The organism is Oceaniradius stylonematis (genome assembly GCF_003149475.2).
Classification (GTDB): Bacteria; Pseudomonadota; Alphaproteobacteria; order Rhizobiales; family Rhizobiaceae; genus Roseitalea; species Roseitalea stylonematis.
On sequence record NZ_QFWV02000004.1, the window covers coordinates 544,926 to 567,783 of the forward strand.

At 65.3% G+C, this 22,858-nt stretch carries 21 protein-coding genes, 1 pseudogene and 1 riboswitch; of the genes and pseudogenes, 13 read left to right on the plus strand and 9 right to left on the minus strand.

Features of this window, described 5'->3' with window-relative positions; all coding sequences use genetic code 11:
* Positions 1-2: 2 nt before the first annotated feature.
* Positions 3-656 (minus strand): GntR family transcriptional regulator, encoded by a 654-nt coding sequence (locus DEM25_RS06315; protein ID WP_109768873.1) that lies wholly within the window; start codon positions 654-656, stop codon positions 3-5.
* Between the two features lie 153 nt (positions 657-809).
* On the opposite strand from DEM25_RS06315, the gene acnA reads away from it, so the two are divergent.
* The 5 genes from acnA to DEM25_RS06340 all read left to right on the plus strand — a co-directional run bounded on the left by acnA (position 810) and on the right by DEM25_RS06340 (position 7,270).
* Positions 810-3,512, plus strand: a complete 2,703-nt coding sequence (acnA, locus tag DEM25_RS06320; protein WP_109768872.1) for an aconitate hydratase AcnA — start codon at positions 810-812, stop codon at positions 3,510-3,512.
* Positions 3,502-3,912: a nuclear transport factor 2 family protein gene (locus DEM25_RS06325; RefSeq protein ID WP_109768871.1), complete on the plus strand. Its 411-nt coding sequence runs from the start codon at positions 3,502-3,504 to the stop codon at positions 3,910-3,912. Before acnA ends, DEM25_RS06325 begins: the two co-directional genes overlap by 11 nt.
* Positions 3,909-5,267, plus strand: a complete 1,359-nt coding sequence (locus tag DEM25_RS06330) for a dihydroorotase (protein ID WP_109768870.1) — start codon at positions 3,909-3,911, stop codon at positions 5,265-5,267. The genes DEM25_RS06325 and DEM25_RS06330 overlap by 4 nt, the downstream gene beginning before the upstream one ends.
* A gap of 14 nt (positions 5,268-5,281) precedes the next feature.
* Positions 5,282-5,995, plus strand: a complete 714-nt coding sequence (locus tag DEM25_RS06335; protein WP_109768869.1) for an isochorismatase family protein — start codon at positions 5,282-5,284, stop codon at positions 5,993-5,995.
* 84 nt (positions 5,996-6,079) lie between these two features.
* The gene (locus DEM25_RS06340) at positions 6,080-7,270 is read left to right on the plus strand and encodes a GGDEF domain-containing protein (RefSeq protein ID WP_109768868.1); all 1,191 of its coding nucleotides are present in this window, start codon (positions 6,080-6,082) and stop codon (positions 7,268-7,270) included.
* A 13-nt stretch (positions 7,271-7,283) separates the two neighbouring features.
* Here DEM25_RS06340 and DEM25_RS06345 read toward each other — a convergent pair whose 3' ends face one another.
* The 3 genes from DEM25_RS06345 to DEM25_RS06355 form a co-directional block, all read right to left on the minus strand.
* Entirely contained in the window at positions 7,284-8,231 is a 948-nt protein-coding gene (locus DEM25_RS06345; RefSeq protein ID WP_109768867.1) for an AEC family transporter, read from the minus strand.
* Positions 8,232-8,311: 80 nt separating this feature from the next.
* Positions 8,312-8,749, minus strand: coding sequence for a YkvA family protein (locus DEM25_RS06350; protein WP_109768866.1), 438 nt, complete (start codon positions 8,747-8,749; stop codon positions 8,312-8,314).
* 57 nt (positions 8,750-8,806) lie between these two features.
* The gene (locus tag DEM25_RS06355; protein WP_109768865.1) at positions 8,807-9,100 is read right to left on the minus strand and encodes a 4a-hydroxytetrahydrobiopterin dehydratase; all 294 of its coding nucleotides are present in this window, start codon (positions 9,098-9,100) and stop codon (positions 8,807-8,809) included.
* 65 nt (positions 9,101-9,165) lie between these two features.
* Here DEM25_RS06355 and DEM25_RS06360 point away from each other — a divergent pair, with 65 nt between their 5' ends.
* Positions 9,166-9,645, plus strand: a complete 480-nt coding sequence (locus tag DEM25_RS06360) for a low molecular weight protein-tyrosine-phosphatase (RefSeq protein ID WP_109768904.1) — start codon at positions 9,166-9,168, stop codon at positions 9,643-9,645.
* Here the strand turns inward: DEM25_RS06360 and thpR are convergent.
* Complete coding sequence (gene thpR / locus DEM25_RS06365; RefSeq protein WP_109768864.1) at positions 9,570-10,163, minus strand: RNA 2',3'-cyclic phosphodiesterase; 594 nt, start codon at positions 10,161-10,163, stop codon at positions 9,570-9,572. The genes DEM25_RS06360 and thpR overlap by 76 nt on opposite strands.
* 136 nt (positions 10,164-10,299) lie before the next feature.
* Entirely contained in the window at positions 10,300-10,938 is a 639-nt protein-coding gene (locus DEM25_RS06370; protein WP_109768903.1) for an arylesterase, read from the minus strand.
* A 61-nt stretch (positions 10,939-10,999) separates the two neighbouring features.
* Here DEM25_RS06370 and DEM25_RS06375 point away from each other — a divergent pair, with 61 nt between their 5' ends.
* The 4 genes from DEM25_RS06375 to DEM25_RS06390 all read left to right on the plus strand — a co-directional run bounded on the left by DEM25_RS06375 (position 11,000) and on the right by DEM25_RS06390 (position 15,922).
* Positions 11,000-11,701, plus strand: coding sequence for an ABC transporter ATP-binding protein (locus DEM25_RS06375; RefSeq protein WP_109768863.1), 702 nt, complete (start codon positions 11,000-11,002; stop codon positions 11,699-11,701).
* Positions 11,701-14,256, plus strand: a complete 2,556-nt coding sequence (locus DEM25_RS06380; protein WP_109768862.1) for an ABC transporter permease — start codon at positions 11,701-11,703, stop codon at positions 14,254-14,256. Before DEM25_RS06375 ends, DEM25_RS06380 begins: the two co-directional genes overlap by 1 nt.
* A 214-nt stretch (positions 14,257-14,470) precedes the next feature.
* Positions 14,471-15,250 carry a Bax inhibitor-1/YccA family protein gene (locus DEM25_RS06385; protein WP_109768860.1) on the plus strand — a complete coding sequence of 260 codons (780 nt, stop codon included), beginning with the start codon at positions 14,471-14,473 and terminating at the stop codon, positions 15,248-15,250.
* A gap of 102 nt (positions 15,251-15,352) precedes the next feature.
* Positions 15,353-15,922 (plus strand): GNAT family N-acetyltransferase, encoded by a 570-nt coding sequence (locus DEM25_RS06390; protein ID WP_109768902.1) that lies wholly within the window; start codon positions 15,353-15,355, stop codon positions 15,920-15,922.
* A gap of 8 nt (positions 15,923-15,930) precedes the next feature.
* Here the strand turns inward: DEM25_RS06390 and DEM25_RS06395 are convergent, their stop codons facing one another.
* The 3 genes and pseudogenes from DEM25_RS06395 to DEM25_RS06405 all read right to left on the minus strand — a co-directional run bounded on the left by DEM25_RS06395 (position 15,931) and on the right by DEM25_RS06405 (position 18,749).
* The gene (locus DEM25_RS06395; RefSeq protein ID WP_245412826.1) at positions 15,931-16,263 is read right to left on the minus strand and encodes a DUF2794 domain-containing protein; all 333 of its coding nucleotides are present in this window, start codon (positions 16,261-16,263) and stop codon (positions 15,931-15,933) included.
* A gap of 443 nt (positions 16,264-16,706) precedes the next feature.
* A complete protein-coding gene (locus DEM25_RS06400; RefSeq protein WP_245412777.1) occupies positions 16,707-17,489 on the minus strand; it encodes a DUF1223 domain-containing protein in 783 nt (260 codons plus the stop codon).
* Positions 17,490-17,560: 71 nt separating this feature from the next.
* A pseudogene (locus DEM25_RS06405) lies at positions 17,561-18,749 on the minus strand (D-amino acid dehydrogenase).
* Positions 18,750-18,924: 175 nt separating this feature from the next.
* Positions 18,925-19,024, minus strand: a riboswitch (glycine riboswitch).
* Positions 19,025-19,183: 159 nt separating this feature from the next.
* Between DEM25_RS06405 and DEM25_RS06410 the strand changes: the two are divergent.
* The 3 genes from DEM25_RS06410 to DEM25_RS06420 are packed head-to-tail and all read left to right on the plus strand — an operon-like array spanning position 19,184 to position 22,151.
* Complete coding sequence (locus DEM25_RS06410; RefSeq protein ID WP_109768855.1) at positions 19,184-20,404, plus strand: NAD-dependent epimerase/dehydratase family protein; 1,221 nt, start codon at positions 19,184-19,186, stop codon at positions 20,402-20,404.
* An 11-nt stretch (positions 20,405-20,415) separates the two neighbouring features.
* On the plus strand, positions 20,416-21,267 hold the full coding sequence (locus DEM25_RS06415; RefSeq protein WP_245412778.1) for a glycosyltransferase: 852 nt from the start codon (positions 20,416-20,418) through the stop codon (positions 21,265-21,267).
* Positions 21,264-22,151, plus strand: coding sequence for an NAD-dependent epimerase/dehydratase family protein (locus DEM25_RS06420; protein WP_109768854.1), 888 nt, complete (start codon positions 21,264-21,266; stop codon positions 22,149-22,151). Before DEM25_RS06415 ends, DEM25_RS06420 begins: the two co-directional genes overlap by 4 nt.
* The last annotated feature ends 707 nt before the right edge of the window (positions 22,152-22,858 follow it).

Below are 22,858 nucleotides of genomic sequence, written 5' to 3' on the forward strand. Positions count from 1 at the left end.
TGTCATCCTTGGTCGGTGGTCGCGGCCTGTTGGGCCAAAAGGGTTTCAAGTGATCGGGTCGCGCGCCCGATATGCGCGCGCATCAGCGACTCGGCGAGTTCGCCATCGCGGGCCCGCATGGCGCGCAAAATCTGCCAGTGCTCGGTGAATGCGTCCTCGCGCCGCCCGGGCCGATCGGCCGAACGGGCGCGGTAGAGCCGCAGAAGATAGTAGAGTTCGTCGCACAAAAGCGCCCGGATCCGGTCGTTGCCGCAACCCTCGGCGATGCGGACATGAAGGTCGAGATCGACGGCCCTGCCGGCTTCGCGCGCCGCCGAAAACGCATCGAGCATTTCGTCCAGCTCGCTGTCGGACATGGCCCGCGTCGCCAGCCGCACCGACATGCCCTCGACCGCCTCGCGAAGCTGGAAGATCTCGATCATGTCCGGCAGGGACAGCGACACGACGCGCGCCTTCAGATAAGGCTCCTTGATGACGAGCCCGCGCCCCTGCAGCTGCTTTATTGCCTCGCGGATCGGTCCGCGCGATACTTTGAAGCGCGCGGCCAATGCCGCCTCGTTCAACTGGCCGCCAAGCGGGATTTCGCTCGACAGGAGAAGCGCAAAGACCTCGCGCACCACGCGATCGACCAATGTGCGTTCTTCGCCGTCCAGCACCCCGCCCTCCTGTCAACACTTTGTGCGTTTTGTGCAATTGATGACCAAGGAATAGCGGTATATTCGCGAGGCTTCAAGTCAATTTCGAAAAAGTGTTGACACTTTGACGGCATCTTTCTAACCCTGCCGAACGAGGAGGTGGCAGGACAGCGCATGACGGTGAACGTCGACATCCCATTGGTCACAGTTCGGGCGCAGGGCACTGACGCATCCGTCGGTGTGGACCTTCGCGCGCTGACCGCCAGCCGGCAGCGGCCACTGCCACATTGCCTTCGCATCATTCTGGAGAATCTTGCCCGCCGGGCCCTTGCTGGCGACGCGTCCGAAGCCGATGTGGCCAAGATTGCCGGCTGGACGCCGCGCACGAGCGGCCTTTCCGTTCCGCTCACCGTCTCCCGTGTCATTCTTCCCGACAGTTCGGGCCTGCCGGTGCTGATGGATCTGGCCGCCGCGCGCGATGTGGTCGCCACGCAGGGCGGCGACGCCGGAACGGTCGAGCCCAAGGTTCCCGTCACGCTTGTCGTCGATCATTCCCTGATCGTCGATGTTGCCGGCCGTTCCGACGCGCAAGCGCAGAACATCGCGCACGAGTACCGCCGCAATGCCGAGCGCTACAGCTTCTTCAAATGGGCCGAACAGGCATTCGACATGCTCCGCGTCGTCCCGCCGGGGGCTGGCATCATTCATCAGGTGCATCTGGAGCGGCTGGCGCAGGTTATCGAGACGGTCGACTTGCCGGGCATCGGAAGGCTCAGCGGGCCCGAGTTCGTTCTCGGCTGCGACAGCCACACGCCCATGGTCAATGGTCTTGGCGTCCTTGGCTGGGGCGTCGGCGGCATTGACGGCGAGGCAGCGGCGCTCGGTCTGCCCTATGTCGCGCGCGTGCCGCGGGTGGTCGGGCTGCGGCTGACGGGGCGTCTGCCGGCCGGCGCAACGACGACGGACCTCGTTCTGCGCGTCACCGAGCGGTTGCGCGAAGTGGGCGTTGTCGGCGACTTCATCGAGGCGTTTGGCCCCAGCCTGCCGGAACTGACCGTTCCGGACCGCGCGACCATCGCCAACATGGCACCCGAATATGGTGCGACCGCCTGCCTGTTTCCGATCGATGACCAGACGCTGGCCTATCTGCGGCAGTCGGGGCGGGACGCGGCACATGTCGCGCGCATCGAGGCGTATGCGAAAGCCGTCGGGCTGTTCGCCGAGGCCGGCGATCCCGAGCCGGAATTCTCCGACGTGGTGGAAATCGACCTGTCGACGGTTGCGCCCAGCGTTGCCGGGCCGAAACGCCCGCAGGACCGGGTGCCATTGACCGGATTGAAAGACGCTTTCACCGCCGCTCTCACGGCGCCGGTTTCCGCGGGCGGGTTCGGGCTGACACCGGATCAGGTGGACATGCGCGTGCCGGTGGCTGGTCTTGACCGGCCCGTCCGGCACGGCACGATCGCCATCGCGGCGATCACCTCGTGCACCAACACGTCGAACCCGTCAGTCATGATCGGCGCCGGTCTTCTGGCGCGCAATGCGGTTGCAAGGGGACTGGCCGTACCCGGCTGGGTGAAGACGTCACTCGCTCCGGGGTCGCGACTGGTTACCGACTATCTAGACGAAGCCGGGCTTCTTGCTTCGCTTGAGGCACTCGGATTTCACGTCGTCGGCTATGGCTGCACGACATGCTCGGGAAAATCCGGCCCGATCGACGCCGATCTGGCGGAGGCGATCGCAGACAACGATCTGGTCGCGGCTGCGGTCCTGTCGGGCAACCGGAACTTCGAAGGCCGCATCCACAAGTCGGTGCGTGCGGCCTATCTTGCCTCGCCGCCTCTGGTGGTTGCGTTCGCGCTCGCCGGCCGTGTCGACATCGATTTCGAGACAGAGCCGCTGGGCACGGACGCGAGAGGGCAGCCTGTCTTTTTGCGCGACATATGGCCGGACGCGGCGGACGTGCAGCGGCTCGTCGAGGCGAGCCAACGGCCGGATCGGTTCCAAAAAAGCTACGCCACGCTTTTCGACGGGGCCGAGCTGTGGCAGCGCCTGGACGCGCCCGGCGGCACCCGCTTCGCCTGGGACGAGGCCTCGACCTATATCCGCCGTCCCCCCTTCTTCGAACTGGCCACCGATCCCCTTCCCGATGCCATCGAAGGCCTGCGCGTTCTGATCCATACCGGTGACAGCTTGACGACGGATCATGTGACGCCGAGCGGTGAAATCCTGCCCGACAGTCAGGCAGGACAATATCTCATCGGCCAGGGTGTCCAGCCGCAAGCCTTCAATGCCGTGACCCAAAGGCGCGGCAACCATGAATTCATGGCGCGCGTGACCTTCGCCAACCAGCGGATGAAGAACCGTCTGGTCCCCGAACGCGAGGGCGGCTGGTCCCGTCGGGCGCCCGAAGGGACGATTGAGACCGTGTTCACGGCAGCCGAGGCTTATCGTGACGAAGGGGTTCCCGTCATGGTGCTGGCCGGCCGCGACTATGGCATGGGGTCCAGCCGCGACTGGGCCGCCAAAGGTCCCAAGCTGCTCGGCGTGCGCATGGTGCTGGCCGAGAATTTCGAGCGCATCCATCGCGCCAACCTGATCGGTATGGGCATCGTTCCGATAACCTTCTTGTCCGGCGAGGATGCGGACGGTCTTGGCCTGACCGGGTTCGAGCGCTTCGACGTTTCCGGCCTGCATGCGGCGCTCGATACCGGGTCACCGGTGTCGATCACCGCCCATGGCCCACAGGGCGCACGCACATTCAAGGGCCGGCTCGATCTGGCCAGCGCGCATGAAGCAGCCCTGCTGCGGAGCGGCGGGCTGTTCGCAACGCTGCTCGATGGCTTGAAGAGTGAGGAGCGCCGCCATGCCGGATGAGTTGAACGAGGCTGTCGAGACCGTCGAGACTTACCTGGCCGCCATGGAAGCCCGTGACCTTGACGGTGCGCGAGCCTGCGTGTCCGAAGGCGATCTCGATCTGACATTTCCGGGCGGCCGGCATTTCACGCGGATTGACGAGATCGTCGCCAATTCGAGCGGGCGCTATGCGGCTATCGGAAAGACGATCGAGCGGCGGTCGGCCTGGTCCGAGAACGCAGGAACCCATGTTCTGTTCGCAGGAACGCTTTTCGGGCGATGGCCGGATGGAACGCCGTTCGACGGCATCCGGTTCATCGACCTGTTCGAACTGAAAGACGGTCTGATCGTCAGGCAGGAGGTCTGGAACGATGCCGGCGAACGTTTGCTGGCCGGGCAAAAACAGGAGACGCCGCGATGAGCCATGATCTGGTTCTTGAAAACGGAGAGATCGTCTTTCCCGGCCAGACCATCCGCCGTGGCAGCGTCGCCGTCAAAGGCGGCAAGATCGCCGCGATTCTGGATCGGGGCGAAGTCTGTAACGCGGCACGCGTGATCGATTGCACCGACCGCTGGATCCTGCCGGGCGTCATTGACCCGCACACCCATATCGGCTTCGGCGACAAGGAAAACGATTGGGCGACCGAGACGGCGACCGCGGCACTGGGTGGCGTGACCGGTCTGATGAGTTTCTGGCGCCACGATGATCTCGGCGCATCGACCGGGCCTTGGATTGCAGCCGGTGAAGCGCGGGCGGAGACCGATTTCGGTCTGCATTTCGGCGTTACCTCGCGCCGCCACGTGGCCGAACTTGGCGAACTGTCCAAACGGTTCGGGGTAACCTCGATCAAGGTCTATCTGATGTACAAGGGCGCGACCGGCGCCGCCAAGGGCTTCACGGAAGTCGACGATGCGCTCTTGTTTTCGGCGCTTCAGGCCGGTGCGAAGGTCAAGGGCGGCGTGGTTGGCGTGCATTGCGAGAACACCGAGGTGATCCCGGTCTTCCGCGATCCGCTGAAGGCGGCCGGCCGCGACGATCTCGCCGCATGGGACGAGCAGTCGCCGGGCTTTCTGGAAACCGAGAACGTGTTCCGGGTTGCCTTCTTCGGCGAAAAGGCCGGATGCGACGTCAACATCGTGCACATGTCGGCGGTCGAAAGTCTCGATCTGGTGCGCCGCCTGCGCCACAAGGACCGGCCCAGGATCAACGTCGAAACCTGTATCCACTATCTGTCGCTGACGAGGGACTGTCCGCTCGGCCCGATCGGCAAGGTCAATCCGCCGCTAAGGCCGCAATCCGACGTCGACGGCCTTTGGGAAGGGGTTCGTGCCGGCGATATCCAGACCATCGGATCGGACCATGTGCCGCGCAAGGTGTCGACGAAGGGACCCGACATCTGGTCCGCGACCGCAGGCTTCCCCGGCATCGCGCAGGTGCTGCCGGTCCTGATCGAGGAGGGATACCACAAGCGCCAGATTCCCATCGAGCGGCTTGCGGCGACCATCTCGTGCAATGTGGCGGACCTTTATTCGCTCCCCGGCAAGGGACGCATCGCGCCCGGCTACGACGCCGATTTCGCCATTGTCGATCCTGCCGGCCAGACAAGTGTGGCGGCCGACGCGTACCCCTCCTTTTCCGACTATTCGCCCTATGCCGGCAGGACCTATCGCGGCGCGATCACGCACACGATCCTGCGCGGCACGGTGGTGGTCGACGATGGCTGGCTGTCCCCGGAACCTGCAGCGCCGGGCCGCTACATGCACCGCGCTCCCTGACAAGAGGAACAATTATGACCGAGCGAATCTGGGACCGGTTCCTGACCGATCACGACAAGCAAATCTTCCAGCTCGCCGGCTATGGCAAGCGCGGCGGCTTTGGCAAGCGGCCGGCGCTGTTCATCATCGATGTGCAGTACAATTTCTGCGGCGATGCACCCGGCGAAAGCCATGAGGAGGGCGTTGGCAAATACCGCACCCATTGCGGGCCGGTCGGCTGGAACGCGGTGCCGCATATCGAACGGTTGATGCATCTGGCGCGGGAGATCGACATTCCGATCTTCTACACCCAGAGCGAGCGCCGTCCCGACATGATCGACAGCGGCGTTCAGGTGTCAAAGAGCCATCGCGGGCATGAAAAGACCTCGCAGGAGGGCACACACGCCACGCAGACCGTGGCGCCCCTGGCGCCGCGCCCCCAGGATATCCTGATCGGCAAACGCAAACCCTCGGCCTTCTTCGGCACGCTGTTCATGAGCCATCTGAATTATCTTGACGTCGACACGCTGATCATGACCGGCTGCACCTCGTCAGGCTGCCTGCGGGCGACCACGGTCGATGCCTATTCGTTCAACTTCAAGGTGGTGATCCCCGAAGAGACGGCGTTCGACCGGTTCGAGGCCAGCCATGCGATTTCGCTGTTCGACCTCAACTGCAAGTATGCCGACGTGATCCCGACCGACGAGGTGGCCGCCTATCTTGAAGGATTGCCGGCAAGATCGTCATAGCGCGCCAAATTATTTTGGGCGCCGGTTCACGTCGCCTTAAGGCCATTGTGCGACCATCGCTCCCGACTTTCCGGGGAGCCGAATGTGACACTGGGCATTGGCGACATTGTCGCGACAGCGGGCGTGCTGCTGGGCCTGAATTATGTGGCGCTGTTCATCGCCGCCTATCTGTTCGATCGTTCGGCCCGGCACCTTCTTTGGTATCTGGCCGGCGCGGGTGCGTTCATCGGCAGCAGCGCGGCCTATGTGATGACCGAGATCGCGCCTTTCCACGGCCTGTTCTTCATCCTTGACGATGTGCTCGTCTGCACCGGCTTCCTTTTGGTCTCGAAGGGCATTTGCACGCACGCAAGGCTGCCCCTGCCCGGGCGCATATTCGCCTTGACCGCGATCATCGGCGCCTTCGTGATCGCCGTCCTGGCACCGCTTGGTGAGTTGTCGCTGATGCGGCTGGCAACGGTCAGCCTGTTCCAGGTGGCGTTGCCTGTGATGGTGGTCGTCCGGCTCTACCGCCTGCCGGCGATCAGTTCCCGCACGCGGTTTCTGGCCACCATGCTGTGCGCGGTCATCCTGTCGGTCCTCATCCGTCCCTTGGTCGCCGCGTGGGCGGTCAGCCATGGCACCCTTTCGCCGGCGGAGCAGGCCGAGCTGTACGGCACTTATGCGGCAACGCCGTTCGCGGCGACCCTTTTCGCCTTTGCGGGAACCATCTTCTTTCTGGCGATGAGCGATCTGGCGGCCACCTATCGGCAGGCGTCGATGACCGACAGCCTGACCGGCCTTCTGAACCGGCGCGGCTTTCTCGATGAAGGCAACCGGCTGGCCGCGCGCCCCGCCGCGCTGATCATGCTCGACATCGACCATTTCAAGACGATCAACGACACCCATGGACACGACCAGGGCGACAGGGTGATCGCCGGCGTCGGATCGGTCATCGCCGTCGCCGCGCCGCGCCCGCATCTGTGCGGCCGGCTGGGCGGGGAGGAGTTCGCGATCCTGGTTACGCGCACGGAACTGCCCGTGGCGACGGCGCTGGCCCAGGCGATCCGCGTTTCCATCGAGACCGAGCTGCGCGACATCATGCCCGACGACCGGCCGGTCACCGCAAGTCTGGGCGTTGCCGCGATCGGCGATGACGGGATCGCCGGCGCGCTGATTGCCGCCGACCACGCGCTCTATGATTCCAAGGAAGCGGGACGCAACCGGGTTACGGTCGCCGGTGCCGAACATGTGCATGGTCATGCAAGCCGAAGGGGCGGACGCCGCAGCGCGTAAAGCCGGGGCCGTTCTAAAGCGGCAACAGCGTGTCGACGATGTACAGCCAGACGGTCACCGAGACGACCGACAGGGCGGTCGCCAGCAGCAGGGTCGATGCGGCCAGATTGACCGCACGGTCGTAAAGGCTGGCGAAGATGTAGATGTTGACGCCGGGCGGCATGGCGGCCAGCGCCACGGCGGCGTGGACGGCCGTGCTCGACAGACCGAACACATGATGGGACAGGAGGAACGCGATCGCCGGGTGGACGATCAGCGCAAAGCCCGACGCGGTCAGCGTTTCGGGCAGCGCCGCCGTCAGCGTGTAGCGTGTCAGGGCGGCGCCGATCCCGACCAGCGCCACCGGGATCGCCGCCGCAGCCAGCATGTCGACCGCCGCCTGCACCGGTTCAGGCAGGACGATGCCGGTGGCATTGACGCCCAATCCCGCCAGGATTCCCGCCATCAGCGGATTGGCGAGGATCGATTTGAGAGCATCGGTCAGCGCTTCGCGCAGCGTCCGGCCGTCGCGCCGCATCAGCTCCATCGTTATCATGCCGACCGCATAGATCAGCGGTGCATGCAGCGCGATGATGCCGAACGCCATGGTGACCGTCTCGCCGCCATAGGCACGTTCGACGATCGGCAGCCCGAGCAGGACCGAGTTGGAGAATGTGCCGGCAAAGCCGACGGCGACCGCCTCGCCGGGGCGGCGTTTGAACACTGTCCGCGCGACGATGATGCCGCCGGCAAAACAGACGAACGCGCCGGTATAGAAGCTGACAAGAAGCTGTGGCGAGAAGGCCTGCCCGAGGTCGAGCCCCGCCATGGCCCGGAACAGGAGGACCGGCACCGCGATGCGGACCGCAAAAATGTTCAGCGCGTCGGCGAAATTGTCCTTCAGATAGCCCGACCGGACCGCGCCATAACCGACCCCGATCAGGATGAAGACGGGGAGAACGGTCAGCAGGATGTCGAGCATGGGACGCGGAGGCCTGACGGGAACGATGACCGTTCAATAGGCCAGGTACTTGCCGAAAGCGAGCCGCATGCGGCCGCCGGTCAGGTGCGCGTTGCCTCGCCGTCGACGACGGGACCGTCCCCGGCATCGGCAGGGCCTGCGGTGTCGATGTCTTCCTCGGCCAGTGCCTTGCGGGCCGCGGCGCGATGGGCGTCGGTTATGTTGCCTTTGACGGCGGCGAACGCTGCGGTCAGAACGGCGATGTCGTCGCCGAAGCCGAAAGTGAGCAGGAAGTCGGGAATGGTGTCGAGCGGCAGAATGAAATAGGCCAGCGCGGCCAAAAGGATGCCGCGCACGCGCGGCGGCGTCTCGGGATCCATCGCGCAGAAATAGCCCGCAACGACCTCGTCGATGAACGGGATCATCCGCGCATAGCGCTTGACCTTGGGCCAGAACTTGCTGCGCACCTTCCGTTCACGGCGGGTCTGGGTATCCTCGGACCCGGGCTCCAGAATCTCACCGATCTTGACGTCGTCCATCGCACGCCCTCCTCGGCGTGACATGGGCGCGCCATGCAGTCGTTTCAAGCGCTCCGGCTAGCCGGCCGCCTTGTTCATGGCTTCGGCAAGCGCGATGTCCAACGCAGTGACGCCGCCCGAATCGTGGGTGGTCAGCCGCACGTCGACCCGGTTGTAGACGTTGAACCATTCGGGATGGTGATCCATCTTTTCGGCCGTCAGTGCGGCGGCCGTCATGAAGGCGAACGCTTGGGTGAAGGTGCCGAACTTGAACGTCCGGGTGACCGCCTTGCCGTCCTCCTCGGCGGTCCAGCCCTCCAGCGTTTCGAGCGCCGTTGTCAATTCGTCGGTCGTAAGGCAGGGTTTGGGCATGGTCCGGGCTCCGATCTTCGATGTCCGGTCAGTTTAGGGGATCGGGCAACAAGGGAAAGCCGGCGATGCGGGTTCTTTTCGTGTGCCTGGGCAATATCTGCCGGTCGCCGCTGGCCGAGGGCGTGTTCCGCGCCGAGGCGGCGCGCGCCGGCCTGTCGGATGGGCTGAGCATCGATTCGGCGGGCACCGGGAACTGGCATGCGGGCGAAGCGCCCGATGCGCGGGCCATCGCCGTGGCCGCCCGGAACGGCATCGACATTTCCGGCCAGCGGGCCCGGCAGATCAGCCGCGACGATTTCCACGCCTTCGACTTGATCCTGGGCATGGACCACAAAAACGTGCAGGCGCTGACGCGGATGGCCGCTTTCGACAACAAGGCGACGATCGATCTGTTTCTGGGCCACGCCACCGGCAAGACCCGCGATGTCGCCGATCCCTATTACGGGGCCGAAGCGGACTTCGAGGCGGTCTATTGCGACATAATGGCCGGCGCCGCCGCGCTCGCCGCCGTACTGGCCGGGAAGCTGTCGCGCGACAGCGGGTAGCTTTCCTCGACAATGTAAGGCCCGCCGCCAACCGAATCGCGCGAGGACATCAGCGTGAAATGGTCGACCTTGAAGGATGGCACGAAGAAGCCGCCGCGCACCGAAAGATAGTTGGCCACTGCCTGAGGCGTGACGTTGCGCAAGCGCGCCAGCGTCACATGGGGCGTGAATTTGCGCGGATCGGGCGCCAAGCCCAGGCGCCGGCAGATGCGTGCGATTTCCGCCTGAAGATCGATGAGATCCGGCGAGGCGGTGGGAACGGCGAACAGCGAATGCGGCTTCTTGCCGCCGAATGCGCCAAGGCCTGACAGGCCGAGCGAGAAGGGCCGCCGGTGCACGCGCTCGAGTGCATGGGCGATCTCGTCCGCCATGTGGTGTTCGATGTCACCGATGAACCGCAGCGTGAGGTGGTAGTTCTCCATGTCGATCCAGCGGGCACCGGGCAGGCCTCCGCGAAGCATCGACATGTGGGTTGCGGCATGGTGAGGGATTTCGAGAGCGGCGAAAAGGCGCGGCATGGCAGTGTCCCCTCGTTTCGAGCGGTGGGCTTTGCCATCGCGCGGACCGCAAATCACCCCCGCCTTGATGCAAGCGAATCACGCATGCGCGTGAAGCGCAAGGTGATTTTCCGATACGATTCGTTAACGATTTCCGTCAGCCGGCTTCCTTCCCGGACAGGTAGGTCCGCATCAGCGGCAGGAAGCGTTCGACCATCTGCGCAACACCGTCGGCCGTGGGGTGGATCCCATCGGCCTGCATCATGCCGTCGACCGTGATCGCGCCGTCCAGAAAGAACGGGTAGAGCGGTACGTCATGGGTTTCGGCAAGGTTGGCGAAGATCGCGTCGAACCGGTCCGCATAGTCGCCGCCCATGTTCGGCGGCGCGCGCATGCCGGCAAGGATCACGTCGATATCGCGTTCCTTGAGCCGTTCGATCATCGCATCCAGATTGGCGCGCGTCACATCCGGCGAGATGCCGCGCAGCGCATCATTGCCGCCAAGCTCCAGGATGACGAAATCGGTACCGTCGGGCACGGACCAGTCCAGCCGCGCCAGGCCGCCCGAGCTCGTGTCGCCGGAGACGCCCGCATTGGTGATCGCGACATCGAACCCCTCGGCCCGCAGCGCGGCTTCGAGCTGTTCGGGAAAACCGGTGCCGGCGGGAAGCTGATAGCCGGCCATCAGGCTGTCGCCAAAACCGACGCCGCGCACGGTCTCGGCCTTCGCCGGCAGCGTTGCCAGACCGAACGCAAATCCGGCCGCGGCAAAAAAGCGTAGGAACTGTTTGAACATGCGCGACCGTCTTCCCATTTACCGATGCAACCTTTGCCGCTCCATATAGGTAGTTCTTCCTGTGTCTGAACCCGTCATCGCCCTCGACCGCGTCAATCTCACACTCGGCTCGGCGGCAAGCCAGGTTCAGGTACTCAAAAATGTCAGCCTGTCTGTCCTCCGGGGCGAGGCGGTCGGCATTGTCGGCCCGTCAGGGTCGGGCAAGACGACACTGTTGATGGTGCTGGCCGGGCTGGAGCGGCCCGACAACGGCAGCGTCGAAGTGGCCGGCGCCCGGCTCGACCGAATGAGCGAAGACGAAATCGCCCGGTTCCGCGGCCGCAATATCGGCTTCGTCTTCCAGTCCTTTCACCTGATCGCCAACATGACGGCCCTTGAAAACGTCGCCGTGCCGCTTGAGCTGGCCGGCACGGACGATGCGTTCGACCGCGCGCGCGCCGAACTGGAAGCCGTCGGCCTCAAGGACCGGCTGACCCATTATCCCGGCCAACTGTCCGGCGGCGAACAGCAGCGCGTGGCCATTGCCCGCGCGCTGGCGCCCGAACCGGCGATCCTGATCGCGGACGAGCCGACCGGCAATCTCGACCAGGATACGGGCCGGCAGATCGCCGACCTGATCTTCGACACGCAGAAGAAGCGCGGGACGAGCTTCGTCCTCGTCACCCATGACGCCGCGCTGGCCGAGCGCTGCGACCGGCAGGTTCGCGTGCGCTCCGGCGAAGTGTTCGCGGGCGAGGCCACCGCCAAAGTGGCCGCCGAGTGATGAACGGATTGCCCGACCAGATCGCGCTCGCTTTCCGGTTCGCGCTGCGCGAGGTGCGCGGCGGGCTTTCCGGCTTCTACGTCTTTCTGGCCTGTATCGCGCTGGGCACCGGTGCGATCGGCGGCGTCAATGCGGTGGCGCAGGCGATCACCCAGGGCATCCAGTCCGAAGGCCGGTCGATCCTGGGCGGCGACATCCGTTTCGAGCTTGTCCACCGGACAACGACACCCGAAGAGCTGGCGACGCTGCAGGCGATCGGAACCGTTGCCCAGAGCGCCAATACGCGGTCGATGGCCCGGCTCGAGGATCAGTCCGACCAGACGCTGGTCGAGATCAAGGCGGTCGATGAACTCTATCCGCTCTATGGCGCGTTCGAGACCGAACCGGCACTGGCGCAAGCCGATTATGCGCTGACCGACGGCGCCTGGGGCGTTGCGGTCCAGCCGATCCTGCTCGAAAGGCTCGGTCTTTCGGTCGGTGACACGATGTTGATCGGCGACGCCCGTTTCTCGATCCGCGCGACGATCGCGCTGGAACCCGATGCGCTGTCCGACGGCATCGGCCTTGCGCCGCGCATCGTCATGTCGCTCGATGCGCTCGAAGCGTCGGGGCTGATCCAGCCCGGCTCGCTGGTCGAGCGGGTCTACAAGCTGCGCACCGATCCGGGCACGACCGACGCGCAACTCAGGGCCGCGATCGACCAGGCCAACGAAGCCCACCCGCAGGCCGGGTGGTCGGTGCGTACCCGCGCCAACGCAGCGCCCGCCCTTGCCGCCAACATCGAACGGTTCGCGCAGTTCCTCACGCTTGTCGGGCTCACCGCGCTCGTCACCGGCGGTGTCGGTGTCGCCAACGCAGTGCGGGCGTTCCTTGATTCCAAGCGCGACGTGATCGCGACTTTCAAATGCCTTGGCGCACCCGGGCGCCTCGTTACGCTGATCTATCTGTTCCAGATCCTGATGGTTGGCGCAGTGGGCATTGCCATCGGTCTCGTGCTGGCTGCAATCGCACCCATCGCTGCGGCCGCAGCTCTGTCCGGCATCGTGCCGCTGCCGGCGGGGGGCACGGGGCTTTACCCCGGCGCGCTGATGCTCGCGGTCATCTTTGCGGTGCTGACGATCTTCGTCTTCGCGCTGGTGCCGCTCGGCCGCGCGCGCGACATTCCCGCCTCCAACCTCTTCCGCAACCAGACCATGACCGAGCGTGGCCTGCCGCGCGCCGCCTATGTCGTCGGCGCCGGCCTCGCCGCCCTGCTTTTGACCGGGCTCGCCGTCTGGTTTTCCGAAGAACGGGTTCTCGCCGCCGGCTTTCTCGCCGGCGTCGCCGCCGCCTTCCTCATCCTGCGGATCGTCGCCGATGGCGTTCAGGCGCTCGCCCGCCGCGTCCGCAACGTGCCGGGCACGTCGTTGCGCATGGCGGTCGGCAACATCCACCGCCCGGGCGCGCTGACGCCGTCGGTCGTGCTGGCTCTGGGCCTCGGACTGACCCTTCTGGTCGCGCTGGCGCTGATCGACACCAATCTGCGCCAGCAGATCGCTGGAAACTTGCCCGAGCGCGCGCCCAACTTCTTCTTCGTCGATATCCAGTCCGACGTGGTCGACGATTTCGCAGAGTTGGTCGAGACCGAAGCGGGCGATGCCGGCAAGCTGGTGCGCGTGCCGATGCTGCGCGGGCGCATCGTCGAACTGAACGGCCAGAACGTTGCCGAAATGGAACTGCCGCCGGAAGGCGCCTGGGTGCTGCGCGGCGACCGCGGCATCACCTATGCGCAGAACGTGCCGGAGAATTCGAGCCTTTCGGCCGGCGAGTGGTGGGCGCCGGATCATGCCGGCGAAGCGCTCGTTTCGTTCTCCGCCGAAGAAGCGGGCGAATTGGGGCTTTCCATCGGCGACACCGTCACCGTCAATGTGCTCGGCCGGAACATCACGGCCACGATCGCCAATTTCCGTCAGGTCGAGTGGGAATCTCTGGCGATCAACTTCGTCATGGTCTTCTCGCCCAACACCTTTGCCGGCGCGCCGCACTCATGGCTTGCGACGCTGACCATGCCCGATGCCGATTTCGAGCAGGAGGCCGGCATTCTTTCATCGGTGACGCGCGCCTTTCCGGCGGTGACCAGCGTGCGCGTCAAGGACGCGATCGAACTGGTCAACCGCGTCGTCGGCCAACTGGCCTCGGCCGTCCGCGCGGCCGCGGCCGTGGCGCTGATCGCCTCCGTTCTGGTGCTGGCCGGCGCGCTTGCCGCAGGCAACCGGGCGCGGGTGCACGATGCGGTGGTCCTCAAGACGCTCGGCGCGACCCGCGGGACGCTGATCCGCACCTTCGTGACCGAATATGCGATCCTCGGCTTTGCCACGGCGGTCTTCGCGCTGCTGGCCGGCGGTGTGGCGGCGTGGTTCGTGGTCAGCCAGATCATGACCCTGCCATGGGCTTTCCGGCCGGAGATCGCCGCGATGACGATCCTTGCGGCGCTGGTCTGCACGGTGGGGTTCGGCCTTCTGGGCACTTGGCGCGTTCTCGGCCAGAAGGCGGCGCCCGTGCTACGCAACCTTTAACGATTTGTTCACCATGGTGCGGCGGTTTTTCCGCGTTGCGCGCATTTGCCCCACGTCCTTGCCGGCCGGGGCGACCGGAAATTCTTGTAAAAGCTGCCCTGCCGCCTCATATTACGCGCAGGCATGCTGGAGGTCCCGCCAGCGGCGCCTCGGTGTGCGCGAAATCGCGCGCGGCCGGACACCCGACGGGACGTGAAGGCTTAACGAGGACGAAATGGCTGAACTCCGTAACGTTCAATACCAGGCGGGCGCCGGCGCCCGCACCTATGACGCGAGCATCGATGAGGGCCTGCGGTCCTACATGATCCGCGTCTACAATCTGATGGCTCTGGCGATGGGCATCACCGCCCTTTTCGCCGCCGGCACCGTCATGCTTGCGACCACGAACAATCCGGCCGCCGCCGCTGCCTCGCTGCCGAACGGCACGATGCTGACGGCGCTGGGTACGGTCATCTACGGATCGCCCCTGCGCTGGGTCATCATGCTGGCGCCGCTGGCGCTGGTGTTCTTCCTCAGCTTCCGTATCGACCGGATGCAGACATCCACCGCACAGATCACGTTCTGGAGCTTTGCGGCGCTGATCGGCATGTCGCTGTCGTCGATCTTCCTGGTCTACACGTCGGCTTCGATCGTGCAGACCTTCTTCATCACGGCAACCGCCTTCGGTGCGCTGTCGCTCTACGGCTACACCACCAAGCGTGACCTGACCGGCATGGGCTCTTTCCTGCTGATGGGTCTGGTCGGCCTGATCCTGGCGATGATCGTCAACATCTTCCTGGGTTCGGGCGCGCTGCAGTTCGCGATCTCGGTGATCGGCGTTCTGATCTTTGCCGGCCTGACCGCCTATGACACGCAGAAGATCAAGGAAATGTACTATGTCGGAGACGGTGCCGCCGTTGCCGAGAAGAAGGCCATCATGGGCGCGCTGGCGCTCTATCTGGACTTCATCAACATGTTCCAGTTCCTGCTGATGTTCCTGGGCAACCGCGAATAACGACCGGTAACATCCGGACCGGATCGGGGCGGCCTTCGGGCCGCCCTTTTCTTTCGCGCGCAATTCTGGTTTCTGGCGGCAGCCGAAAAAATGCCAGCCGCCATGAACGCCTCTATTGCACTGAACGACACGATCGACGCGGACATTTCCGCGATCACCGCCATCTATGCGGACGCGGTGCTCAACGGCACCGCCAGCTTCGAACTGGACCCGCCGGACGCAGCGGAGATGGCGCGCCGCTTCCATGCCATCCGCCAGGCTGGCTATCCGCACATTGTCGCGCGCGACGGCTCGGGCGAACTGCTCGGTTACGCCTATGCGGGCAGCTATCGGGCCCGACCGGCCTATCGCTGGACGGTGGAGAACTCGGTCTATGTGGCGCCGTCCGCCAAAGGGCGCGGCGTCGGCAGAACGCTTCTGGCCGAGATCATCGCGCGCTGCGAAGCGCTCGGGTTCCGCCAGATGATCGCGGTGATCGGCGGGTCCGAGCATGCGGCCTCGATCGGCCTGCATGAGGCGCTGGGTTTTGCCCATGCCGGCGTCCTGCCCGCCACCGGCTTCAAGCACGGACGCTGGCTCGATTCCGTTCTGATGCAAAAGCCGCTCGGCGCCGGTTCGTCGATGCCGCCCGACCCCGACACCTATCCCGGAACGCTCTATCCGCCCGCCTGAGCGGACCGTCAGTTCGACTGGACGAGCCTGATCTGCTTGTCGAACAGTCTGAGCACCTGCGCCAGGTCATGGCCACGCTTGAGCACCATGCCCGAAGCGTTGATCACCGCGTAGGCGCCCTGCCTGCGGGCGAGCCTGGGGTTTTTCTCGATCCGATAGAGCGGCATTTCCGATGTCCGCCGGAAAACGGCGAAGACCGCCCGGTCCTTCAAATGCGAGATGCCGTAGTCGCGCCATTCGCCGCCGGCGACCATGAAGCTGTAGACCCGCAGGATCTGGTCCAGTTCGCGCCGTTCGAACCTGACCTCGTCCTGTTGGCGCTGGCGGCGCGCCTGGCTCAGCGCGACGACGTTGCCGCCACTCGCCCCCGCGCCATTGCCCCCCGCGCCCTGGCCCGGCTGCGCGTTCTCATCATCGGAACCGTTGATGGTTCGCCTCCCCGCAAATCAAATGACCGGAGGCCATGGTTGCCCGAAACACGATGGCGCGCAAGCCGTCGCCGGAGGGGTTAACGCATCGTAAACGGCAGGGTCACACTGTTCGTGATGCGGTTGGCAAGCGTGATGGCCTGCCCCGATTTCGCCGCAAGTCGAACACACCTGCGCCCGGATTTGTTTGAAAATGAACAGTCGCACGGGGGGCGGCTTCAAGCCCGGCCAGCCCGCCATGCGACACGCGGACCACCCCGCAAACAGGGTGCCCGCAAGGCCGGACCGGGGCGGTAATTGGACAATCTGTTGCCCCCAGCCCCGATGCCGTCCGGGTCCGGCCTAAACCGCTCCGATCAGCTTCTGTCGAAACCCTTCAGCTTGGCCGCGCCCATGATCGGGCCCGGCGCGCCATCGATCGCCGCCTGCAGAAGCACGGCGCAACCCGTCGCCTTGTTCTGGGCGATCTTGTCGCGCGGCAGGTCGATCTGCATCGCCTTGCCGTCCCACATGCCAAGCGTCTGCTGCGCCATGACGGCATTGGCATAGACCATGGTGCGGCCGGCATTTTCGCCGCGCGCGATCTCCACCTCGCTGCGGTCGCGATAATAGACGATCGTCAGCAGCATGTCGGCCCCGGCCGGCTTGATCCCGTCGCCGACCCCGACCGACAGCCGCCCGGCGCTCATTGCGACCATGACGGGCACCACCAGTCCGTTGCCGGCTGCCTCATGTTCGCCAATCAGGCCCCGGATCCGCGTCTTGTAGCCGCCATTGAGATGGTCGCGGCCATTGACCACGGCCTGCGGCGTATAGACCGATCGGCTGCCCAAGGTCCGCGCATAGGCGCGCTGGCGGGCCGTATTGTCGGCGCTGGCGAGCGTGTCCTTCCAGCCCAGATAGTCCCAGTAGTCGACATGGTAGCCAAGCGCGAGAACGTCAGGATCGGCGGCGAACTCGGCAAGCGCCGCATCCGCCGGCGGGCAGGAACTGCACCCCTGGCTGGTGAACAGCTCGACCACGCCGCTGACAGCCGCCGCGGCGCGGGCCGGGCCCGACGCGACCGCGGCAAGGGTTGCCGCCGTGCCGGCCAGAAGTGTTCGCCGGGTGATCATCGGCATGAATGGTTCTGCGCGCATGGACGAAACGCTACCGGGTCGGCGCTTCACCGGAAACTCACTTTCCGGTGAAACTTTGCCGTCCTGTAACCTCATTCGGCGGCCACCGCCACGGGCACGGTCTGCGCCCGGTCCGCATGGTCAGCGTCGATCCGCGCGGCGATCATGTCGGCGGTCGCCGCGCTGAGCGTCCAACCCAGATGGCCGTGGCCGGTGTTGTAGTAGACGCCCGGCGCGCGGCCGGCGCCGACCTTCGGCATCATGTTGGGCATCATCGGCCGCAGCCCGGCCCACGGCGTGACGTGCTCGGTGCGCATCGCCGGGAAGTGCCGTTCGCACCATTTGACGAGCGGTGCGATCCGTTCGGCGCGGATGTCGCGGTTGAAGCCGGCAAACTCGGCCGTTCCGGCGACGCGGAACCGGTCGGCACCCAGACGGCTGGTGACGATCTTGGCGTCGTCGTCCAGAAGGCTCATCCATGGCGCCGCCTCGCGGCTTGCCGCGTCGGCCAGATCGACAGTGATCGAATAACCCTTGACCGGGTAGATGTTGACGCGGTCGCCGAGTTGGGCCGCCAACGCCCGGCTGGCCGTGCCCGCGCAGATCACGACGGCGTCGAATCGCGCATCGTGCGCCGACCCTCTGTGATCGAACGCAACGGCAACGCCGCCCTGATCGCGCGAAAGCCGTGTGATTGCGGCTTCGTTGACGAAGATCGCACCGCGCTTGACGGCCGCATCGGCAAGGCCGACGGAGAATTTGTGGATATCGCCGGTCGAATCGCCCTGCGTGTAGAAGCCGCCGAAAAACTCGCCTTTCAGCGCCGGCTCCAGCGCTCTTATGTCGGCCGGCGACACGGCCTCGCGCATGAGCCCGCCGCGCGCCAGCAGGCGGTTGACGTTCGCCGCATGCTCGAAGCCCGTGCGGTCGGCGTAGACATGCAGGATGCCGCGCCGTTCGAGATCGAAATCGATACCGGCGTCGCGCGCCATCGCAAACAGATGCTCGCGCGCGGCGATCGCCATGCGCGTGGTCGCCACGGTGTTGCGATCATGGTGCGGAATGCTGGCCAGGAACTCGGCCATCCATGAGTAGGTGTGCCAGGACGGCCGAAGCGAGAATTTGAGCGGCGCGTCGGAGCGCATCATCCATTTGATGCCCTTGAGAACGTTCGNCATAGCGGTTCTTGTCGAACAGGGTGACATCGTGGCCGCGTCCGAGCAGCGACCATGCGGTGGTGACGCCGGTGATCCCGGCGCCGATGACTGCGATATGTGCCATATCCGGCTCCTGACGGTTCGGCCGGCCGCGCGCGGCGATCCGGTCCGTGCCCCATCTGTCAGGAAACCTGAGAGTTTTGCCCGCTCCGGCTCTGCGGATCGCACCGGACCATCCGGTGCTGGGCTTGCTCCTTCGGTGGGCACGTCGTGGCGACGTGCCGCTCTCCAGATTTTCAAGGCGTCGCGCAGTCCTTTCGCCTGAGAGTTTCCGGGGCGGTTGCTCCTTCGGCGCCGGGCCAACCTCGACGGTTGCCCGGTCTCTCCCGCGCGACGCGGAATGGCTGCCGATACATCAAAGCATCGATCCGTGCAATACTGGTCTCGCGCGGCGACAGGCGTTAAAGCAGGCCAGCATTTGTGATCGGGTCGCGTTTGTCACAAATGTCACATTGAGCCCCTAGGGGAAGCGCGACGCAACGAATCGGGACCACGATCATGAAAATTGCAGTTCTGGGCGGTGACGGATTTGTCGGCTGGCCGACCGCGCTTCACCTGTCGGCCAAGGGCCATGACGTCCACATCATCGACAATCTGTCGCGCCGCTGGATCGACACCGAACTGGGCGTGCAGTCGCTGACGCCGATGGATTCGATTCAGGAGCGCACCCGCATCTGGCACGCCGAGACCGGCCGCCGCATCCATTTCCACCTGATCGATCTGGCCCGCGACTATGACGTGCTCAAGGGCTGGCTCGCCGAGCACCGCCCGGACGCGATCGTCCATTTCGCCGAACAGCGCGCCGCGCCCTATTCGATGAAGACCGACCGGCACAAGAACTACACGGTCAACAACAACGTCAACGCCACGCACAATCTGCTCAACGCGATCGTCGAGATCGGCATCGATCCGCATCTGGTGCATCTGGGCACGATGGGCGTCTATGGCTATTCGACCATCGGTGCGGCAATCCCCGAGGGTTATCTGCCGGTCGGCATCGAGACGATGGACGGCGATACGGTCACCCAGGACATCCTCTATCCGGCGAACCCCGGCTCAATCTACCACATGACCAAGTGTCTCGATCAGTTGCTGTTCCAGTTCTATGCCAAGAATGACGGGTTGCGGATCACCGACCTGCACCAGGGCATCGTCTGGGGCACGCACACCGCCGAGACGAAGCTGCATCCGCAGCTGATCAACCGGTTCGACTATGACGGCGATTATGGCACGGTGCTCAACCGCTTCCTGATCCAGGCGGCGATCGGCCATCCGCTGACCGTGCACGGCACCGGCGGGCAGACGCGCGCCTTCATCCACATCCAGGATTCGGTGCGCTGCATCGAGCTGGCCCTGTCGGACGCGCCGGCCAAGGGCGACAAGGTCAAGATCTTCAACCAGATGACCGAGACGCACCGGGTGCGCGATCTGGCCGAAATGATTGCCAGGATGACCGGCGCGAAGATCGCCTTCCTGCCCAACCCGCGCAAGGAAGCCGCCGAGAACGAGCTTGTCGTCAAAAACGAGCAGTTTCTGGCGCTCGGCCTCGAACCGATCACGCTCGCCGAAGGATTGCTCGAAGAGGTCGTCGATGTGGCCAAGAAGTTCGCCTACCGCGTCGACCGGTCGCGCGTGCCCGCGGTTTCGGCCTGGACCAAGGACATCGCCAAGACCGTCGAGACCGACCCCGAGGGCAAGCGCCTGAAAAGCGTGTCCTGATCGCGAGCGCAATGACCGGGTCCGGCGGTGCGCCGCCGGGTCCGCATCCCGCCATGGCCAAGCACGCCTATATCACCCTTGTCACCAACCCCGACTATGCCGGCGCGGCGATCGCGCTCGTCCGCTCGCTGACGCTGACCGGCACGCAAGCCGACATCGTCGTCATGGCGACGGGCGGTGTCGCGGCGGCCGATCTGGCGCCGCTTTCCGATCTCGGCGCCATTATCGTGCCGGTGGACCTGCTCGACACGTCGCCCGCCTTCAACGAACGCCATGGCCGGGCGAAGCTGCATGCCGACGCGCCCTTCACCAAGGGCAACAAGCCGGCCTTTCACACGCCGCTCGACAATTTCGCCAAGCTGCGCCTGTGGCAGATGGAGCAATATGACAGCGTCGTCTTTCTCGATGCCGACACGCTCGTCGTGCGCAACATCGACCGGCTGTTCGCCTATCCCGAATTCTGCGCGTCGCCGAACGTCTATGAGAGCCTCGCCGATTTCCACCGTCTGAACTCGGGCGTCTTCACCGCCCGACCATCGCGGGCGACGTTCGTGGCGATGATGGCGCGGCTCGACGTCGCGGACGCCTTCTGGCGCCGCACCGACCAGACATTCCTTGAGGCCTTCTTCCCGGACTGGCACGGCCTGCCGGTGACCTACAACATGCTGCAATATGTCTGGTTCAACATGCCGGACCTTTGGGACTGGAAAAGCGTGCATGTGGTTCACTACCAGTATGAAAAGCCATGGCAGGCGGACCACCCGAAACGCGCCCAACTGCGTCCGCTGATCGATCTGTGGCAGGCGTATCGCACGGGCGAGGCGATCCCCGACATCGACACGCTGCCCAATCCGTCGCCATGACCACCGTCCTTATCTCGGGGGCGACCGGGCAGGCCGGTCGCTTCATCGCCGAGGAATTCCTCGCCACGGGTGCCGACGTGATCGTCATGGGCCGCACATGGCCGGCGGCCGGCTTTTTCTCCGAACCGGCCGAATGGGTCGCCGGCGATCTCGATCCCGACCATGATTTCGGTCCGGCCTTCGACGGCGCCGATGTTTTCGTCCATTGCGCGTTGGCCCATGTACCGGGGAAGTATCGCGGCGGCGAGGGCGACGATCCGGAGGGTTTCCGCCGCGCCAATGTCGACGGCACGCTGGCGCTGATGGCGGCGGCCAGGCGCGCCGGCGTCGGCCGCGCCATCTTCCTGTCCTCGCGCGCGGTGTATGGTCCCAAACCGCCGGGCACGGTGCTGACCGAGACGACGCCGTGCGCGCCCGACACGCTCTATGGTCAAACCAAGCGCGCCGTCGAGATCGCGCTCGCCGGCATGGCGTCCGACCGGTTCCTGCCGCTCATCGTGCGCGCCACGGGCATCTACGGCCCCGCCGGGCCGGGCCGGGCGCACAAATGGGCCGGCCTGTTCGCCGATTTTGCGGCGGGCAGGGCGATCGCGCCGCGCATCGGCACAGAACTGCATGGCGAAGACCTCGCAAGCGCCGTGCAATTGCTCGCCACGCTGCCTGCCGACCAGCTCGGTGCCCACGGCCCGGCGCCGGTCTTCAACGCCTCCGACATTCTGCTCGACCGGCACGATCTGCTGGCGGCCTATGCCAAACGGGCGGGCATCGCCCACGCGCCGCCGCCGCGCGCCGATGCCACGGCCTTCAACGCGATGGACACGGCGCGGCTGCGGGCGCTCGGCTGGCGGCCGCGCGGCACGCTCGATCTGACGGGGCTGGCATGAGGCGGGCGCTCCGTTCATCGCGCCGCTTGCCTCACCCTTCGAGGCTCGCCGCCGATCCACCCTCATCCTGAGGTGCGAGCATAGCGAGCCTCGAAGGGCGAGGGATTGGCGCTCGCTCCTCAGGATGGGGCAAGCGAGCGCGCGACATCATCACCGCACCTCCGTCGGAAGCCGAGAGCATGTAGCCTCTTCAATCGCCCAAGGACTTGCGCTTCCCCTCGGGTCGAGCCCGAGGGTCGACGTGCGCCCTGGGCAAACGCAAAACGCACGTGGGCGCCAGCCCGCGCAAGATTTTGCGCCAGCTTCAAAANACGTTTTTATGGTGCGGTCGCCAAACCGCCCGTCCGGCGGGCTTGCGGTGATCGCCATTTTGGCTGGCTTCGAAAACCTGTCCGCCTCGCCGGTCGCTCAGCGGGGTTCGAAGCCGTTTGCGGGGGACGCCCGCTCACCAACGCCGCCAGCCGATCGTCAGGCGTAACAGCGCGCCAAAACCTTCATTCCGCACCGGCGTGGGGATTCATCATCCAGCCATGCGACCGCTCGCACGGCCCGCCGGTCCACCGCCGCGCCCGCCGTTGGNTGGTGGCCATCCGACGTTCCGATGGGCGCGGTGNGGGCAAGTATGGGGGAGGGTGGAGGCGGTTGGATAAGTTTTTATGGGCATGCCGCACAAGAATTGCGCCACTAACGGGTCGCTTCCGGCCGTG

What these genes read in the sequence shown, in the direction of transcription:
- acnA (WP_109768872.1), top strand. Translation starts at nt 810, where the DNA reads ATGACGGTGAACGTCGACATCCCATTGGTCACAGTTCGGGCGCAGGGC.
- DEM25_RS06325 (WP_109768871.1), top strand. Translation starts at nt 3,502, where the DNA reads ATGCCGGATGAGTTGAACGAGGCTGTCGAGACCGTCGAGACTTACCTG.
- DEM25_RS06330 (WP_109768870.1), top strand. Translation starts at nt 3,909, where the DNA reads ATGAGCCATGATCTGGTTCTTGAAAACGGAGAGATCGTCTTTCCCGGC.
- DEM25_RS06335 (WP_109768869.1), top strand. Translation starts at nt 5,282, where the DNA reads ATGACCGAGCGAATCTGGGACCGGTTCCTGACCGATCACGACAAGCAA.
- DEM25_RS06345 (WP_109768867.1), bottom strand. Translation starts at nt 8,231, where the DNA reads ATGCTCGACATCCTGCTGACCGTTCTCCCCGTCTTCATCCTGATCGGG.
- DEM25_RS06350 (WP_109768866.1), bottom strand. Translation starts at nt 8,749, where the DNA reads ATGGACGACGTCAAGATCGGTGAGATTCTGGAGCCCGGGTCCGAGGAT.
- DEM25_RS06355 (WP_109768865.1), bottom strand. Translation starts at nt 9,100, where the DNA reads ATGCCCAAACCCTGCCTTACGACCGACGAATTGACAACGGCGCTCGAA.
- DEM25_RS06360 (WP_109768904.1), top strand. Translation starts at nt 9,166, where the DNA reads ATGCGGGTTCTTTTCGTGTGCCTGGGCAATATCTGCCGGTCGCCGCTG.
- thpR (WP_109768864.1), bottom strand. Translation starts at nt 10,163, where the DNA reads ATGCCGCGCCTTTTCGCCGCTCTCGAAATCCCTCACCATGCCGCAACC.
- DEM25_RS06370 (WP_109768903.1), bottom strand. Translation starts at nt 10,938, where the DNA reads ATGTTCAAACAGTTCCTACGCTTTTTTGCCGCGGCCGGATTTGCGTTC.
- DEM25_RS06380 (WP_109768862.1), top strand. Translation starts at nt 11,701, where the DNA reads ATGAACGGATTGCCCGACCAGATCGCGCTCGCTTTCCGGTTCGCGCTG.
- DEM25_RS06385 (WP_109768860.1), top strand. Translation starts at nt 14,471, where the DNA reads ATGGCTGAACTCCGTAACGTTCAATACCAGGCGGGCGCCGGCGCCCGC.
- DEM25_RS06390 (WP_109768902.1), top strand. Translation starts at nt 15,353, where the DNA reads ATGAACGCCTCTATTGCACTGAACGACACGATCGACGCGGACATTTCC.
- DEM25_RS06400 (WP_245412777.1), bottom strand. Translation starts at nt 17,489, where the DNA reads ATGCGCGCAGAACCATTCATGCCGATGATCACCCGGCGAACACTTCTG.
- DEM25_RS06410 (WP_109768855.1), top strand. Translation starts at nt 19,184, where the DNA reads ATGAAAATTGCAGTTCTGGGCGGTGACGGATTTGTCGGCTGGCCGACC.
- DEM25_RS06415 (WP_245412778.1), top strand. Translation starts at nt 20,416, where the DNA reads ATGACCGGGTCCGGCGGTGCGCCGCCGGGTCCGCATCCCGCCATGGCC.
- DEM25_RS06420 (WP_109768854.1), top strand. Translation starts at nt 21,264, where the DNA reads ATGACCACCGTCCTTATCTCGGGGGCGACCGGGCAGGCCGGTCGCTTC.